The 15,479-nt window shown below is 72.4% G+C and carries 15 protein-coding genes; 7 read left to right on the top strand and 8 right to left on the bottom strand.

All coding sequences use genetic code 11. The annotated features are described in order from the left end of the window. Nucleotides 1–8: 8 nt before the first annotated feature. Nucleotides 9–983, bottom strand: a complete 975-nt coding sequence (locus tag DEJ47_RS08890; protein ID WP_150166611.1) for a metallophosphoesterase family protein — start codon at nucleotides 981–983, stop codon at nucleotides 9–11. Between the two features lie 283 nt (nucleotides 984–1,266). On the opposite strand from DEJ47_RS08890, the gene DEJ47_RS08885 reads away from it, so the two are divergent. Together DEJ47_RS08885 and DEJ47_RS08880 are read left to right on the top strand one after the other, a co-directional pair. Next, nucleotides 1,267–4,245, top strand: coding sequence for a DEAD/DEAH box helicase (locus tag DEJ47_RS08885; protein WP_150175511.1), 2,979 nt, complete (start codon nucleotides 1,267–1,269; stop codon nucleotides 4,243–4,245). A gap of 107 nt (nucleotides 4,246–4,352) precedes the next feature. Next, complete coding sequence (locus DEJ47_RS08880) at nucleotides 4,353–6,287, top strand: SWIM zinc finger family protein (protein ID WP_150166609.1); 1,935 nt, start codon at nucleotides 4,353–4,355, stop codon at nucleotides 6,285–6,287. 30 nt (nucleotides 6,288–6,317) lie between these two features. On the opposite strand, the gene DEJ47_RS08875 is transcribed toward DEJ47_RS08880, so the two are convergent. The 5 genes from DEJ47_RS08875 to DEJ47_RS08855 all read right to left on the bottom strand — a co-directional run bounded on the left by DEJ47_RS08875 (nucleotide 6,318) and on the right by DEJ47_RS08855 (nucleotide 9,979). Continuing rightward, on the bottom strand, nucleotides 6,318–6,902 hold the full coding sequence (locus DEJ47_RS08875; protein WP_150166607.1) for a DUF4291 domain-containing protein: 585 nt from the start codon (nucleotides 6,900–6,902) through the stop codon (nucleotides 6,318–6,320). A gap of 172 nt (nucleotides 6,903–7,074) precedes the next feature. Next, nucleotides 7,075–7,605 (bottom strand): DUF3574 domain-containing protein, encoded by a 531-nt coding sequence (locus tag DEJ47_RS08870; RefSeq protein ID WP_150166605.1) that lies wholly within the window; start codon nucleotides 7,603–7,605, stop codon nucleotides 7,075–7,077. 50 nt (nucleotides 7,606–7,655) lie between these two features. Next, nucleotides 7,656–8,270 (bottom strand): 2'-5' RNA ligase family protein, encoded by a 615-nt coding sequence (locus DEJ47_RS08865; RefSeq protein WP_150166603.1) that lies wholly within the window; start codon nucleotides 8,268–8,270, stop codon nucleotides 7,656–7,658. Continuing rightward, nucleotides 8,267–8,845, bottom strand: coding sequence for an FABP family protein (locus DEJ47_RS08860; RefSeq protein ID WP_150166601.1), 579 nt, complete (start codon nucleotides 8,843–8,845; stop codon nucleotides 8,267–8,269). Before DEJ47_RS08860 ends, DEJ47_RS08865 begins: the two co-directional genes overlap by 4 nt. Nucleotides 8,846–9,022: 177 nt before the next feature. Continuing rightward, entirely contained in the window at nucleotides 9,023–9,979 is a 957-nt protein-coding gene (locus tag DEJ47_RS08855) for an endonuclease/exonuclease/phosphatase family protein (protein WP_150166599.1), read from the bottom strand. Between the two features lie 140 nt (nucleotides 9,980–10,119). Between DEJ47_RS08855 and DEJ47_RS08850 the strand changes: the two genes are divergently transcribed. The 3 genes from DEJ47_RS08850 to DEJ47_RS08840 all read left to right on the top strand — a co-directional run bounded on the left by DEJ47_RS08850 (nucleotide 10,120) and on the right by DEJ47_RS08840 (nucleotide 12,969). Further along, nucleotides 10,120–11,631: an amidohydrolase gene (locus DEJ47_RS08850; RefSeq protein ID WP_150166597.1), complete on the top strand. Its 1,512-nt coding sequence runs from the start codon at nucleotides 10,120–10,122 to the stop codon at nucleotides 11,629–11,631. A 276-nt stretch (nucleotides 11,632–11,907) separates the two neighbouring features. After that, entirely contained in the window at nucleotides 11,908–12,591 is a 684-nt protein-coding gene (locus DEJ47_RS08845) for a DUF899 domain-containing protein (RefSeq protein WP_150166596.1), read from the top strand. 186 nt (nucleotides 12,592–12,777) lie between these two features. After that, nucleotides 12,778–12,969: a hypothetical protein gene (locus DEJ47_RS08840; RefSeq protein ID WP_150175510.1), complete on the top strand. Its 192-nt coding sequence runs from the start codon at nucleotides 12,778–12,780 to the stop codon at nucleotides 12,967–12,969. 116 nt (nucleotides 12,970–13,085) lie between these two features. Here DEJ47_RS08840 and DEJ47_RS08835 read toward each other — a convergent pair whose 3' ends face one another. Both DEJ47_RS08835 and DEJ47_RS08830 read right to left on the bottom strand, forming a co-directional pair. After that, complete coding sequence (locus tag DEJ47_RS08835) at nucleotides 13,086–13,508, bottom strand: hypothetical protein (protein WP_202456562.1); 423 nt, start codon at nucleotides 13,506–13,508, stop codon at nucleotides 13,086–13,088. Nucleotides 13,509–13,597: 89 nt separating this feature from the next. Next, complete coding sequence (locus DEJ47_RS08830) at nucleotides 13,598–14,107, bottom strand: ATP-binding protein (RefSeq protein WP_223828280.1); 510 nt, start codon at nucleotides 14,105–14,107, stop codon at nucleotides 13,598–13,600. A gap of 158 nt (nucleotides 14,108–14,265) precedes the next feature. On the opposite strand from DEJ47_RS08830, the gene DEJ47_RS08825 reads away from it, so the two are divergent. Together DEJ47_RS08825 and DEJ47_RS08820 are read left to right on the top strand one after the other, a co-directional pair. Continuing rightward, the gene (locus DEJ47_RS08825; protein ID WP_150166592.1) at nucleotides 14,266–15,126 is read left to right on the top strand and encodes a helix-turn-helix domain-containing protein; all 861 of its coding nucleotides are present in this window, start codon (nucleotides 14,266–14,268) and stop codon (nucleotides 15,124–15,126) included. Between the two features lie 103 nt (nucleotides 15,127–15,229). Continuing rightward, nucleotides 15,230–15,445: a DUF397 domain-containing protein gene (locus DEJ47_RS08820; protein WP_223828681.1), complete on the top strand. Its 216-nt coding sequence runs from the start codon at nucleotides 15,230–15,232 to the stop codon at nucleotides 15,443–15,445. The last annotated feature ends 34 nt before the right edge of the window (nucleotides 15,446–15,479 follow it).

Below are 15,479 nucleotides of genomic sequence, written 5' to 3'. Positions count from 1 at the left end.
CGTCCGGCTCAGCGGCAGCTGTAGGACGGGCTGGTGTCCTTCGTGGAGCCGTCCGTGCCGACGAGGTTCCAGGAGAAACCGGTGTCGGTGAAGTTCAGCTTCACGACACCGAAGGTGTCGGTGAGCCGCTTCTGACTGTTGGGCTGGACCTCCTCGATGTCGTACGGGTTGGCTCCGCCCATGCCGCCGAGCACCTCGACGATGCCGTTGGCGTCGGCCTTGCCGTCCGCGTTCTGCGGGGCGAACCGCTCGTAGTGGTGGTCGTGGCCGTTGAGGACCAGCTCGGCCTTGTTGGCCTGGAGCAGCTTCCAGACCGGGCGGCCGACCGGGTTGTTGCCGTGCTCGCCGGAGGAGAAGAGCGGGTGGTGCCAGTACGCGGCCACGCACTTCTTCGAGTTGGCGGCGAGGTCGTCCTTGAGCCAGTCGATCTGCTCGTCGTCGTCGAACTTGTTGGAGTCGAGGGCGATGAAGTGCCAGTTGCCCTGGTCGAAGCTGTAGTAGCTCTCGCCGTCGGGGTAGGCGACGGACCCGAAGTAGGACTTGTAGCCCTTGAAGGCGCCCGCCGGGTCGTAGCTCTCGTGGTTGCCGGGGGTGGGCCTGGTCTTGCTCTTGAAGGCGCCCCATGTCTTGTCGTAGTACTTCTGGAAGTCCTTCAGGCGAGCGTCGTCGTACTGGTTGTCGCCCATGGTCATCACGAAGGACGGGTTGATCTGCTTGACCAGGGCGGCGGTCTTGGGGTGCTTGCAGCTGCTGCTGCTCGCCGTGCACTGCTCCGCGATGTCACCGGCGGCGACCGCCGTGAACCCGGCGCGGGCCGCGGCGGGTGCCGCGGCCGGGGAGGCGTCGGCCTCCCCGGCAGGGGACCACAGCAGTACGCCGCCGACGAGGGCGAGCGAGGCGCCGGCGGCGATGGGGATGCCGAGGCGGGCCTTGCGGGTGCGGGAATTTGTGCGGGAACCGGTCGTGCGAGGGGTGAGCGGCATGTCCGTCTCCTCGGGAGGCGTGGGGGGTGCCGAACCGTCAATCCGGAATCCTGGCGACGCGGCATGTGCGCGTCAATAACTTGGGATGAATTATTGTTAGGAAAGTTTCCTGCCAGTGTTCATGTGGGGCGGGTGGGGGACGGGGGCCCGGGTGGCCAGGTGTTCGTGGGGCGGCGGTTCGGGGCGGGCGGCCGGTTGCGTGGGCGTTGTCAGTGGCCTCGCCTAGGGTGGCGAGCACGAATGACAGGCACGTGAGCAGGGACTGAACCGGGCGGTGGTGGCGATGGGGGTGGTGGTGCCGGAGGGCGGCGGCGAGGCCGCTCGCGTACGCGCCCGTGCCGCTCTCGTACGTTCATGCGCTGCCGTCTTCCTTCCGGCGGAGGTGCCCCGGGAGGGGCGGGTCGCCTTCTGGAACCCGGATCCGGACGCGGCGGACGGGCTCGATGAGGCGGGCGTAGGCGTACGCGGTGACCTGGTCGTCGCCCGCAGGCACGGCAAGGGCGCGCGGAGCCGCACCGTGCCCGCGCTGTTCCTGCCGGTCGCCGCAGCGGTGCCGCTGCTGCTCCACGCCGAACACCCGCATCCCGCGGTGGCCTGCTGGGGCGCCGCCGCCCGGCACGCGCTGCACTTGGCGGCGCGCGGCAGGCTGCTTCCCGGACTGACTGCGGGGGACGTGGACGCGTGGCGTGCGGGCCCGCTGGACGAGGCCGACGTCGTCCACCTGCGCGCCATCGCCGCGGCGCTCCCCGCGGAGGCGCACGCGGTGCCGCTGCCGGGGCGCGGCCCCGGCCCCCTGCTCCTCCCGCAGCCGTTCGCTCTGATCAGAGCCTTCGTGGACGCGGTGCTCGACGCCCTGCCCCGCACGCCGGCCGCCGCGCACGCGGTCGGCGCCCCCTTCGCCGCGCGCGAGCCGCAGCACCTGCCGGGCGCCCGGGAGTGGGCGGCCGAGGTGGCCGCCGGGATGGACGCGGGGGTACGCGTGTCACTCCGCCTCGACCTGCGGGCGCACGAAGTGTTCGACGGGGGTGAGAGCGAGAGTGAGGGCGAGGGCTCCCGGGGCGGAGCGGGCACCGCCGGTGGGCGGTCCGGCGACGCGGGGGTGTCCGGTGCCGTGGACTGCACCGCCGTCGCCAGTCCCGCCGCCGCTGTCGTCCAGGTGCACAGCCTCGCCGACCCCGCGCTCGTCGCGGACGTGCCCGAGCTGTGGGCCGGTACCGATCACTTCGGGCCGCGCGCACGCGTCGACACGCTGCTCGCGCTGCGCCGCGCGGCACGCGTATGGCCTCCGCTCGGCAGGCTCCTGGAGCGGCCGCGCCCCGACGTGCTGCCGCTGGGCGAGGAGGAGTTGTACGACCTCTTGGGCGCCGCCGCGGGCCGCCTCGCCGCGGCGGGAGTGGCCGTCCACTGGCCCAGGGAGCTCACCCGCGGCCTCACCGCCACCGCCGTCGTCCGCCCCGCCCCCGGTACCGCCGCCGACAACTTCGACTTCTTCAAGACCGAGGAACTCCTCGAATTCCGCTGGCAGTTGGCGTTCGGTGACCAGGCGGACGACCCGCTGACCGAGGCGGAGCTCGACCTCCTCGCGGAGGCGCACCGTCCCGTCGTCCGGCTCCGGGACCAGTGGGTCCTGGTCGACCCCGCGCTCGTCCGCAAGGCGCGCAAACGGGACCTGGGGCTGCTCGACCCGGTGGACGCCCTGTCGGTCGCGCTGACCGGCACCGCCGAGGTCGACGGCGAACAGGTGCCCGCGGTGCCGGTCGGCGCGCTGGCGAGACTCCGCGAACGCGTGACGGGAGATCTCGACGTACCGGCCCCGCCGCCGGGCCTGCACGCGACCCTCCGCGACTACCAGCTCAAGGGCCTCGCCTGGCTCGACCGGATGACCTCCCTCGGCCTCGGCGGCTGTCTCGCCGACGACATGGGCCTCGGCAAGACGATCACCGTCATCGCCCTGCACCTGCACCGCGGCGGTTCCGCACCGACCCTCGTGGTCTGCCCGGCCTCGCTGCTCGGCAACTGGCAGCGCGAGATCGAACGGTTCGCGCCCGGCGAGCCGGTCCGCCGCTTCCACGGCACGGGCCGTACGCTCACCGGCCTGACGGGCGGCTTCGTCCTCACCACGTACGGCACGATGCGCACGAGCGCGCCGGAACTGGCCGCCCAGAAGTGGGGTCTCGTCGTCGCGGACGAGGCGCAGCACGTCAAGAATCCGTACGCGGCGACGGCGAAGGCGTTGCGCACGATTCCGTCCCCGGCCCGGGTCGCGCTCACCGGCACCCCCGTCGAGAACAACCTCTCCGAGCTGTGGGCGCTGCTCGACTGGACGACGCCGGGTCTGCTCGGCCCCCTGAAGGCGTTCCGGGCTCGCCACGCGCGCCTGGTGGAGGGCGGCGACCCGTCCGGCAGTGGAGCGGACGACGAGGCACTGGACCGCCTCGCCCGCCTGGTCCGCCCCTTCCTCCTGCGCCGCAAGAAGTCGGACCCCGGCATCGCGCCGGAACTGCCGCCGAAGACGGAGACCGACCACCCGGTGACGCTCACCCGCGAGCAGACGTCGCTGTACGAGGCGGTGGTGCGCGAGACCCTCGCCCGTATCGAGGCATCGGACGGAATGGCGCGGCGCGGCCTGGTCATGAAGCTGCTGATGGCGCTCAAGCAGATCTGCAACCACCCGGCCCAGTACCTGAAGGACGGCATGCTCACGACCCGGACGGGCCGCCCCCGCTCGGGCAAGCTGGAACTCCTGGACGAGCTCCTCGACACGATCCTCGCCGAGTCCGAGAGCGCGGGCGCGGTCCTGATCTTCACGCAGTACGTGGAGATGGCACGCCTCCTGGAGGCGCACATGGCCGCGCGCGGCATCGTCTCCCAGCTCCTGCACGGCGGCACGCCGGTCGCGCGGCGCGAGGAGATGGTGGACCGCTTCCAGTCGGGTGAGGTCCCGGTCTTCCTGCTCTCCCTGAAGGCGGCGGGCACGGGCCTGAACCTGACCCGGGCGGGCCACGTGATCCACTACGACCGCTGGTGGAACCCCGCGGTGGAGGAGCAGGCCACCGACCGTGCGTACCGCATCGGCCAGACCCAGCCGGTCCAGGTCCACCGTCTGGTCACCGAGGGCACGGTCGAGGACCGCATCGCCGAACTCCTCGCCGCGAAGCAGGCGTTGGCGGACGCGGTGCTCGGCGACGGCGGCGAGGCGGCGCTCACGGAACTGTCCGACGCGGAACTGGCGGATCTGGTCGCGCTGAGGAGAGCGGCATGACGCCGCGGGGCAGTGGGCCGGGTCCGGGCGGCGGGCCGGGACGAAGTGGCAGGCCGGGGCGGGGCGGCGGTGTGGGACGGGGCGGCGGTCTGGGCTGGGCCAGCGGCATGAGCGAGACGAGCCGCATGGGCAGCGGCCGCGTCTTCCCCGCCCTGCCGAAGCACCCCGACCCAGGGGCGCCGTTCGCCACGTCGTGGTGGGGCAACGCGTGGATCGACGCGCTGGAGGAGAGCGCCCTGGACCAGGCGCGGCTGGCCCGTGGCCGCACGTATGCGCGCGAGGGCGCGGTCGACACGATCACCGTCGCGCCGGGCCGCATCGTCGCGTACGTCCACGGCAGCCGTCCGCGTCCGTACCGCGCGGAGATCCGCATGCGGACGATGCTTCCCGAGCACTGGGACCGCTTCCTGGACGTGGTCGCCACGGATCCCGCGCGCATCGCCGCGCTGCTCGACCAGGAGATGCCGCACGCGCTGGCCGACGCGGCGGACCGGGCGGACGTCCCCCTCCTCCCCGGCGCCCGCGAACTCGCCCCCTCCTGCACGTGCCCCGACCGCGGCCACCCCTGCAAACACGCGGCAGCCCTCGCCTACCAGACGGCCCGCCTCCTGGACGCGGACCCGTTCGTGCTCCTGCTGCTGCGCGGCGGCGAGGAACAGGACCTCCTGGACGAACTCGCACGCAGGAACGCGCGCAGGGGCGCGGCGGAGGCGGCGGAGGCGCGGCGGGGACCGCTGCGCGGGGCGGAAACCACGGACGAGCCCCGCGCCGCGAGGGCGCCGAGAGACCCCCGCTCGGCGGCGGGGGAGCGCACGGGCACGGAGTCGGCCGGGGAACACCCGTCCGACCGACCGGAGCCGGCTGCCGAGGCCACCCCTCCGGACGAACACGAGCCGGGCCCGTACCTCGCGCCCGCGTTCGTGGACGGCAACCACGTAGCCACCGGCAGGCATCAGGCGCCCGCGACCGACGGCACCGCCCCCGCGGTCGAGGAGCAGCACGCGGACGACAGCCCGGCCCCGCAGGCCGGACGACAGCCCGGCCCGCACAGCGCTCCCGCCCTGCCCGGCGAACAGCACCCGCACCCGTACCCGGGCGGCGACCGGCAACTCCACGTGGCCGGTGCCTCCGTCCCTCCCGGCGGGCGGCAGTCGGACTCGGGCAGTGCTCCCGCCGTGCCCGGCGAACAGCACCCACCCGCCACCGGCGCCCCTGCCCCCGCGGCCAGCACCCCTGCCCTGCCCGGCGAACAGCAGCCGCACCCGTACCCGGGCGGCGATCAGCAACTTCACGCGGCCGGTGCCCCCGCCCCGGCCGGGGGCGGCCGGCAGCCATCCCCGGGCAGCCCCTCCGCCCGCACCGGCGAGCAACCGGCGCCCCCGGACCACGGTCTCGTCCTCCCCGGCGTTCCGGCCCGGGAGGCTCTCGCCACGACCTGTCGCTCACCGTTGCCTGCCCCGCTTCCGCCGCCCTCGCACCCGGGCGAGCCCCCCGTGTTGCCCGCACTTCCCGGGGCGCCGGACCCTACGGCGTTGGAGTTTCTGATCACGGACGCGGCGCGCAGGGCCCACGCGTTCCTGACGGCGGAGACAGGCGCGGAGGCCTTCCCGGCGGACGACTCCCCCTGGCACGACGCGGTCCGACTCGCGGCCTCGCATCCCGGGCTCACGGGTCGCCGCACCTTCAGCCGTCAGTTCGCCGAACTGGCCAGGTCGGTGGGGCGCACCCCCGCCGACCTCTCCCGCGCCGCCGCGGCCTGGCGGCAGGGCGGCGAGGCGGGCCTGGCGACCCTGGAGACTTCCTGGGATCCGCCGGCCGGGCCCTTCGACCGGGCCCGCGGCGCCCTCGTCGCGGCCGACCTGCCCCGGATGACGATCCACCGCAACCGGCTCACCAACGCGGAAGGCACGCTCCAGCTCCGCTACGGGACGGATGGCCGCTGGTACCCGTACCGGAGCGAGCCGGGCGGCGACGACTGGTGGCCCGAAGGGGAGGCGGACGTCGATCCGGTGGGGGCGCTGGCGGGCGTGGCGGAGGCGTAGAGGTAGAGGTAGACGTAGACCAGGCTCGGATCAGGGCCGGAGGTGGGACAAGAGGTCGTCGCCCGCCGGGTACGGGCGCTCTTCCGGCAGCAGCCGCGCCGCCGACTCCTCGTCCCCGTCCCGCACGAGTCCGTGGATCTCCCGGGCGCGGTCGGTGACGTCGGTGATCGAGACCGTCCATTCGTCCGCGAAAGAGCGGGACGCCTCGCCGGAGAGCCCCAACTGGAGGCTCCGGTAGGGGAGCGTGTCGAGGTGGAGGTCGCGTTCCGGGTCCCACTGGACGCGAGCGGGAGAGCGTCGCAATGCGCGCTTCCACGTGTCGCGGTCGGCGTGGAGGCCACGCACGTAGTGCGAGAGGCACGCGTGGCGCAGCGCCCAGTCGAAGCCCTCACGGGTGATCTCAAGGGCAAGGACCGTCTGCTGGCCCTCTTTGGTGGCCCACCCGCAGCGGTACATCATCCACAGAAAGGACGGCTTGATCCACGTCATCCGGTCCCGCTTCCAGGCGGCGGGAAACCGCCCGGTGCGGGCCGCGGGGACGCCGAGTTCCGGGGCGTACGCCTGGTAGACGGTGATGGTCGTGTCGGTGTGCAGGGCCCGTATCCGGTGGTTCATAGGGGATCAGCCTGCAGCCGCCAGGCGACGGCGCGCCAGCGAATTTCGCCCGGTCAGGGGCGCGTTGGAGGAACGCAGGGATCCGCAGGGATCGATCCGCAGGGATCCGCAGGGATCCGCAGGGATCGATCCGCAGGGACCCGCAGTGATCCCCACGAGTCCTCAGGACGTCTCAGAAGTCCACTCGGGTCCGCTCGTCGAGCCGCGCCACCGAGTCCTGCCCGAACTTCTTCTCGTAGTCGCTGCGGATCTCCTCGATCTGGACGTCCCGCCCGCGCGCCTCGGTCGTCGGGTACAGCAGGATCAGCTCGTACGAACGCTCCCGCTCGATCCTGCCGTTGGAGTCGCGCCACTGCCCCCGCCCGTTCTGGATGGTCAGCCCGTCGGGGAAGCCCGGCGTGACCTCCTCGTCGATGAAGGCCATGAACTGCTTGTCCGTCACGGCGGGTCCGCCGTCGGGACGTTCCGTACCGAAGAAGAGCCGCGTCTCGGTGAAGGGCTTGCCCCGGGCGACGGTCGACGCGGCGGCAGACGACGAGGCGGTTGTCGACGAGACGGTTGTCGACGAGGCAGAGGAAGACGTGGGCTTCGTTTCGTCGTCCAGCGAGGCGTAGGCGGCCGGAGCGCCGACGGCCAGCACGGCGGTCGCCGCGGCGGCCACGGCGAGGCGGGTACCGGAGAGGCGGGGGAGGGTGAGGGCCATGGCGGCACACCGTAGCGGAGCCGGGTGCGTTCGATGCCCTTCTTCCAGCGTTATGGCCTTTTTGGCCCCCTGTCGGTGTCACGCGGGGGTGGCACCCGCCCCGCCCCCAGCCGGTATGTCCTGAGGTCCCGCCAGCCCTTCCCCGGGCCGTCCGTCACGATCAGGTGGACGGTGGTCACGTGGCTGGTCAGGGGGAGACATGGGGCGAGTTGGGACTGCAGGGCGTCGTAGGCCGCCTCGCAGGTGTCGGGGCCCTCGTCGTTCGCCAGGGTGAGGTGGGGGGCCAGGGGCGGGGTGAAGATGCCGCGGTAGGGGAGCGCTTCCGGCCAGCGGGTGGTGAGGGAACGAGTGAGGGCACGCACGGGGGTCTCGGGGGTCGGTGCGAGGTACAGGACTCCCGGGTAGCGGCGGAATGCGTCGAACGTGAGGGTGAACGCGGGATGCGCGGCGAAGAGGTCCGTCAGGTCTGCGTGGGCGCTCGGGGTCAGGCGGGACTCGTTGAGGAACGGGTAGAGCACGGTCACGTGGGCGGGGAAACCGGCCCGCACCAAGGGGTTCGCCTCGGGGACGCGGATCGTCAGGGCCGTGTCGCCGGGGAGGTCGGGCCAGCCGTGCGAGTCCGTCGCCCCGGCTTCCTCCGCGTGTTCGCGTGTCTCCGTGCTCACCGCGTGCGGCGCAGGCGTGCCGAGAGGTGGTGCTGCATCGGCTGGTCCACCGCCGCCATGTCGTGGGTGAAGGTCAGCGTGTCGTCGCCGGTCAGCGTGTAGCGGCGGCGGGTCGCCGTGACGTCCTTGGCGGTGGGGGTGAGCGCCACGCCATGGGTGGAGAGGTCGACCGTGCCGTCGACCGCGTGGCCGACCGCGATCTCCGCGATGCCGGTGGGCTGGGTGACCAGCGCCTCCACGCGGCCGTCGGGCTGCAGCCGCCACCAGCCGCTTTCGCGCGCCGCTGGCCGCAGCGGGGCGTCGTCGGCGTCGAGCAGCCAGGCCCTGGCCTCGTAACGGAGGAAGGGCCGGCCGTCGTGGCTGAACGTCACCTCCTGGGCGTACGTGAAGTCCGCGGACAGCGTCGGGTACTCGCCCCGGCCCCGGCCGCGCCACCGGCCGAGCAGCCCGAGCACGGGTACGAGGAGGGCGTGCGGGGCGGGCGCCTGCCCCGCTTCGGTGTCGCCGCTGTGGCTCTCGGCGTACGGGTAGGGAGAGGGGGACGCGGACCGGTGCTCCGGCGCGGGATCGAACACGGTGGGGCTCCTGAGGGCGGGCGCGATCAGTGGGGTGTGGTGACTGGGCGAAGCCTAGGGCTTCCCTTGCTGCTCAACCTCAACCCACCCGCGCCGCCACCCCGAACCCCCATACAGACCTCGCCCTCCTGGGGCCTGACCCCCGGGGCCCCGACCCCCGGGGCCCTGCCCCCGGCCCTACGGCTGGATCCGTATCCACACCGGCGCGTGGTCCGACCCCGCCGCCTCCCTCCGAACCGCCGGGTCCCCGTCCTCCACCGACGGCAGCGCACTCGCCGCGGCGCCCGGAGCGCCCGTGCCCGCGCCGCGGACCTGGTCCATCAGCCCGCGGCTCACCAGCACGTGGTCGATGAGTTCGCGGCGGCCCGCGTGGATGCGGGAGAAGCGCTGATCGGCCGGGATCAAGGGCGCGACGTTCCACAGCCGCGTCGCGTCGCCCTTGTCCGGGCGGTCGAAGCCGGGCGTGCCGATCTCGGAGCCGGGCGGGCCGAGCAGGATCTGCGTCGTCGCGGCCCCGACCTCGTCGTTGAGGTCCCCGAGCACGGCGACCCCGTGCTCCCGGCCGTCGCCCCGCAGCCGCTGGTCGGCGACGGCACGTACCGCCGTCGCCTCGGCCGAGCGGCGGTACAGGGCGTACGCGCCGTACCGCGCGCGTTCGCCCTCGTTGTGCGGGAAGAAGCGCCCGCCGGGGTACGACAGCAGCTTCGACTTGAGGTGGCAGACCACCGCGTCGAAGAAGAACGCCCGCGTCGACACCGTCACCGCCAGGACGCCCCGTCCGGCCCGCGTTGTCGTCCGGCCCGAGTCGTCGACCTGCACCGGCCGCACCGGCTCGGGGAACCCGACCTCGTCGGCGACGACGAAGACGGGGAGGCTGGTGAGGAAGCCGACCCGTATGCCCCGGTCGTCGGCGTGCTGCGAGAGCGTGACGTGCCAGGTGCCCTCGAGGAGACCCGCCAGATCCTCCAGCGCCGCCGGGTCGCCGACCTCCTGCACCCCGAGGACGCTCGGCCGCAGTGAGGTGATCGTCGCCGCGAGCGAGGCCAGCTTCGCCTCGTACGCGGCCTTGTCCTTGGGGCCGAACTGTCCGCCGGGGCGGTAGAGGTTCTCCAGGTTCCACGTGCCGATGATCATCGCCCGACTCCCTCGTCCGACTGCCTCTTCCGACTGCCTGGTCCCTGTCCCCTCGGCCGATCGGCGGGTAGGGCCAGCGTGCCCGCGAAACCGTCCCCGCGACAGGGCTGCCGGATGCGCACTCGCACTACCTTGAAAAGATGACGCCGCCTCCCGCGCCAGGACCCGCCGGTTTCACCGCGTATGGCCCCGACGGCCCCGACGGCCCCGACGGCCCCGTAGGCCCCGAGAGGCCCGCAGGCCCCAACAGCCACGAAGGCCCCGCCGACCTCGTCATCACCGGCTGCACCGCGCTGACCCACGACCCGCGAGGCCAGATCGTCTTCGTCGAGGACGCGACGATCGCCGTACGGGACGGATTCATCACCTCGGTCGCACCGGGTGCCCACGACCCCGGGGGCAGCCCCACATCCACCCCCGCTTCCACCCCCGCCTTCACCCCCACACGCACCACACACCTCGACGGCCGCGGCACCCTCGCCCTCCCCGGCCTCATCAACTGCCACACCCACACACCGATGGTCGCCCTGCGCGGGCTCGCCGAGGATCTGCCTGCGCACGCGTGGTTCAACGACTGGATCTGGCCCGTCGAGTCCAACCTCACCGAACGCGTCGTCGGGCTCGGCGCGCGGCTCGCCTGCGCCGAGATGATCTGCGGCGGCGTCACCACCTTCGCCGACCACTACTTCGCGATGGACGAGGTCGCCGCCGCCACCGAGGAGAGCGGCCTGCGCGCCGTCCTCGGCCAGGCGTACTTCAGCACGCAGGGCCCCGAAGGACGCGCCGCCTCCCTCGACTTCGCGCTCCGGCAGCGTGGCGCGGCCGACGGGCGCGTCACCACGTGCCTCGCCCCGCACGCCCCGTACACCGTCGACGAGCCCGACCTCGCCGCGACCGCCGAACTCGCCCGGCGGCACGGCCTCCTCGTCCACATCCACGCCGCCGAGAACCGCGAACAGACCGACAACAGCCTGGCCCGCCACGGCCTTACCCCCATCGAGATCCTGGAACGGGCCGGGCTCCTCGACACCGACGTGCTCCTCGCCCATGTCACCGGTCTCGACACCGCCCGCGACCTGCCCGTCCTGCGCCGGGCAGCGGAGCGCTCCGGCCGTGTCGCCGTCGCCTCCGCGCCCCGCGGCTACCTGAAGTTCGGCTGGGACACGACACCCGTACGGGCTCTGCGTCAGGCGGGCGTCCCGGTCGGCCTGGCCACCGACGGCGCCGCGTCCAACAACACGCTCGACGTGTGGGAGTCCATGACGCTCACCGCGCTCGTCCAGAAGTCCGTGGAGCGCGACCCCACCTGGCTCACCGCCCGCCAGGCGCTGGACCACGCCACCCTGCAGAGCGCGCGGGCCGTCGGGCTGGGGGACGAGATCGGCAGCCTCGCCGCCGGGCACCGGGCCGACCTTGTCCTCGTCGACATGACGGGCCCGCACACCCAGCCCGTGCACGACCTCGCGGCCACCCTCGTGCACAGCGCGCGTTCCGCCGACGTACGCACGACGATCGTTGCCGGACGAGTCCTGATGCGCGACCGCGAGCTGCTGACCCTCGATGTGCCGGACATCGTCGGCGAGTTGAGCGGACTGCTGCCCGAGCTCGTCGACCGCAGCCATGGGAAGCGGATCCAGGAGTACGAAGGGTAGGGCGGCTGCCCGACCGCCTCCCCCTCGACCGCGCCACCGCGGGACACGTCGCCCTCCTCGCCCCGGCCGTCCCCAGGGACGAGATCCGGTGGCGTCCGTCGATGGGATCCAGGGTCTGCTCGAACACCCCGCGACGCTCTGAAAGTTCTCCGGAACTTCTTCACCCGCGAGCGATGAGTTCCGCGAAGCCCGCCGGTCCACCCTTCGCAGACGTATCGAAGCCGTATCGAAGCCGTATCGCAGACGTACGCGCCCGACGGGTGGAGGAGACACACCATGGGACTTCCGGAGATCGTCACGCGCGAGGAGTGGCTCATCGCGCGTGAGGAGCTGCTGGCCAAGGAGAAGGCCGCCACCCGCGCGCGCGACGCGCTCAACGCGGAGCGGCGGGGGCTGCCGATGGTCGAGGTCGACAAGGAGTACTACTTCGACGGATACGACGGGAAGGCCACCCTGCTCGACCTGTTCGACGGCAGGGACCAACTGATCGTCTACCACTTCATGTTCGCCCCGGAATGGGACGCGGGCTGCCGCAGCTGCTCAGGGTTCCTCGACCAGATCGGGCACCTCGCGCACCTGCGGGCCCGCAACACGAACTTCGTGGCCGTGTCCCGCGCGCCGTTCACCAAGCTGCTGACGTTCAAGGCGCGGATGGGCTGGACCGTGCCCTGGTTCTCGACGAACGGCGGTGACTTCAACTACGACTTCCTGGCGTCCTCGGCCGAGGAGCCGCACGACGTGCCCGCGATCAACTGTTTCCTGAGGTACGGCGACCGGATCTTCCACACGTATGCCACGTTCGCCCGCGGCCTGGACGGCATCGGCTCCACCACGAGCCTCCTCGACCTCACCGCGCTCGGCCGGCAGGAGGAGTGGGAACAGCCCGCGGGGCGCGCGTCGGTGTTCGGGGCGCCGGCGGGCAGCGCACGGGTCCGGTACCACGACGAGTACGACGACTGAGCGAAGAGCCGGGAAGGTTCCGGCAGAACCCGGAGGCGGTCCCGGGGAGAACCCTGGGAAATGCCCCGACTCCGTCTCGATTCCGTCACGTCGCGCATCCATGGGACCGTCCCGCGCGTTCTCTTCGATACGGCGCACGCAACGACAGCGCGCGCGAAGGAACGACGACGGGGGACAGGGATCATGATGAACGGACGAGTGGTACTGGAACGTTTTCCCGCGGGCGGACCGCGAGGCTCATGGCCCGCGGAGGAGTTCGCGCGAAACCGACGGCAGGAGGGCCAGCCCGCCGAGGTCGTCATGGACCTCGCGTCGGACGCCTTCCTGGTGATCGTGCGCGTGACGGAGGAGTCCGAGGCGATGGCAACGGCCGCCTGACACGGACACGGGCATCCTCGGACGCGGGCGCGGGGAACTGCGCGACCAGCCCCCACCCGCCCGCAGACGAAGCACCGGACCAACCCGGAACCCGGGCCCAGCGGAACGCTACGCGCTCACGCGGTCAGGGCCCGAGACCACCCCGGCACCGTCCCCGTCACCCGGCACAGCTCCAGGTACAACGGAATCGGCGGCGTATAGGGGACGTCGTCCGCAGGACGGTTGATCAGCACCGGACGGCAGTCCGCGTCCCGCACCACCGCCCCCGCCGAGTACGCGACCGGCGCGGGCCACTCCATCGCCACGTCGGAGTCCGCGGGAACGATCCACCACCACCGCGCCCCGTCCTCGTACACACACCCCACCCGGGCCAGCCGGGACATCAGGCCGGGGCCCAGCGCCGCGGGCACCGCCACCGCGTCGCGGCCGAGCGGCTCGGTCATCCCCTCGGGCAGGTCGAGCCGCAGGGGCCGCGGTGCCGGTGGTCCACCGGCACGCTGCCGCCGTCGCGACAGACGGACCAAGGTGTTCAAGTCCAACGGCCGCACCGTACCCGCGCTCACATGCCCCCCGCCCGTGCCACTGCCCTCGCAGTCACTGCCACGCTCGATCGTTCCGTTCCGTGCCTCTACGCGTACGCCGCCGCTGTCGTCGTCACCGACGGCGCCGTCCGCCGCAACTCCGCCCACACCGTGCGCCCGATATCGGGCCCCGCTTCGTGGACGCCCCACGCGCTGCTCACCGCGTCGACGAGAAGCAATCCCCTCCCGTGCTCATCGTCGGCCCCCCTGTGCACCGGGCGCGGCATCCCTGAACCGCAGCCTTCGTCACGTACGGCTATTCGCAGCTTCTCCGAATCCGCGCAGAGCTCGCAGATGATCCGCCGGCTCGCGGTGTGCACCACGGCATTGGTGACCAGTTCGGAGAGAACGAGTGCCGCCGCGTCGCAGGCGTCGTCGTCGCGCACCGCCCACCCGTCCAGCTGCGTCCGCATCAGGCGTCTGGCCTGTGCGACGGAGCCCGGACGAGGTGCGAGGGCGAAACTGACGCAGACCTCGGCGCCCTCGGGCGACGCCTCGGCGAGAACGCCAGGACGGCCTTCGGTGGCTTCGGTTCGTAACGGCGCGGGCGGAGTCACGCTCTCCACTATCGCCCCGCCCAGAACACCTTGGCAAGACCCACTCTGAAAAGTGCACAGTGGCGTGTTCCTCCGAGACGGCACATGGCACACTGCTCGCTACAGCTCGCGGTGCGGTGTGAGTTGAGGCAACGCGGAGTCAGGTGGAGGTAGGAGACGTGAGCGAACCGCGGTCCGCGCCGACCGTCGGCCAGGTCGTTCTCGGTCGTCGCCTGCAGGACCTGCGCGAAGGCGCCGGTCTCAAACGCGAGGAGGCGGCGAAGATCCTGCGCGTCGCCCCCGCCACCGTCCGGCGGATGGAGACGGCCGAGGTCGCGCTGAAGATCCCGTACCTCCAGCTGCTCCTGAAGTCGTACGGGGTCGCCGACGACGAGGCCGACGCCTTCGTCATGCTCGCCGAGGAGGCCAACAAGCCCGGCTGGTGGCAGCGGTTCCACGACATCCTGCCGAACTGGTTCAGCATGTACGTCAGCCTGGAGGGGGCCGCGAGCCTCATCAGGTCGTACGAACCCCACTTCGTGCCGGGGCTCCTGCAGACCGAGGAGTACGCGCGCGCGGTGATGCGCTCCGGCGCCATCGGCCAGACCCGGCCCGCGGACATCGAGCGGTACGTGGCACTCCGGATGGAGCGTCAGGCGCTGCTCACCCGTGAGGACGCACCCCGCCTGTGGGTGGTGATGGACGAGACCGCGCTGCGCAGGCCCGTCGGCGACGCGGACCTGATGCGGGACCAGATCGACCGGCTCCTCGAAGCCGCCGAACTGCCCCATGTCACCCTGCAGGTCGCGACCTTCGCGGCGGGCCCGCACCCCGGCACGTTCGGACCGTTCGTGCTCTTCCGCTTCGCCATGGCGGAACTGCCCGACATGGTCTACAGCGAGTACCTGACCGGCGCCGTCTACCTCGACGCGCGGACCGAGGTGGCCACCCACCTGGAGGTCATGGACCGCATGGCGGCGCAGGCCGCCACCGCACAACGCACGAAGGAGCTCCTCCGGGACCTCCGCAAGGAGCTGTGACATGGACCGACACCGATCCGGAACGCGCCCTGCCGGTCCGCGTTCACCCGGGGCCCGCGACGACTCGCGCAGTGAGATCAGGGAGTCCCGGATCTACAACGGCATGCCCGCCCGAGACCTGGGCACCGAGGGCTGGCACAAGCCCTGGAGCGGCGGCAACGGCGGCAACTGCCTGGAAGCCATGAAGCTCGACGACGGGCGCGTCGCCGTGCGCCAGTCCGCCGACCCCGACGGTCCCGCGCTCATCTACACCCACGGGGAGATCAACGCGTTCATCCAGGGCGCGAAGGCCGGCGAGGCGGACTTCCTGCTGTCCTGACCGCCGTCCGTCCGTCCCCCTCGCCGCCGCTTGG

It is taken from the genome of Streptomyces venezuelae (assembly GCF_008642355.1).
GTDB lineage: Bacteria > Actinomycetota > Actinomycetes > Streptomycetales > Streptomycetaceae > Streptomyces > Streptomyces venezuelae_B.
The sequence above is the reverse complement of the archived record's forward strand: the minus strand, read 5'-3'. Positions and strand labels throughout refer to the sequence as shown.

What these genes read in the sequence shown, in the direction of transcription:
- DEJ47_RS08890 (WP_150166611.1), bottom strand. Translation starts at nt 983, where the DNA reads ATGCCGCTCACCCCTCGCACGACCGGTTCCCGCACAAATTCCCGCACC.
- DEJ47_RS08885 (WP_150175511.1), top strand. Translation starts at nt 1,267, where the DNA reads ATGGGGGTGGTGGTGCCGGAGGGCGGCGGCGAGGCCGCTCGCGTACGC.
- DEJ47_RS08880 (WP_150166609.1), top strand. Translation starts at nt 4,353, where the DNA reads ATGAGCGAGACGAGCCGCATGGGCAGCGGCCGCGTCTTCCCCGCCCTG.
- DEJ47_RS08875 (WP_150166607.1), bottom strand. Translation starts at nt 6,902, where the DNA reads ATGAACCACCGGATACGGGCCCTGCACACCGACACGACCATCACCGTC.
- DEJ47_RS08870 (WP_150166605.1), bottom strand. Translation starts at nt 7,605, where the DNA reads ATGGCCCTCACCCTCCCCCGCCTCTCCGGTACCCGCCTCGCCGTGGCC.
- DEJ47_RS08855 (WP_150166599.1), bottom strand. Translation starts at nt 9,979, where the DNA reads ATGATCATCGGCACGTGGAACCTGGAGAACCTCTACCGCCCCGGCGGA.
- DEJ47_RS08850 (WP_150166597.1), top strand. Translation starts at nt 10,120, where the DNA reads ATGACGCCGCCTCCCGCGCCAGGACCCGCCGGTTTCACCGCGTATGGC.
- DEJ47_RS08845 (WP_150166596.1), top strand. Translation starts at nt 11,908, where the DNA reads ATGGGACTTCCGGAGATCGTCACGCGCGAGGAGTGGCTCATCGCGCGT.
- DEJ47_RS08840 (WP_150175510.1), top strand. Translation starts at nt 12,778, where the DNA reads ATGAACGGACGAGTGGTACTGGAACGTTTTCCCGCGGGCGGACCGCGA.
- DEJ47_RS08820 (WP_223828681.1), top strand. Translation starts at nt 15,230, where the DNA reads ATGCCCGCCCGAGACCTGGGCACCGAGGGCTGGCACAAGCCCTGGAGC.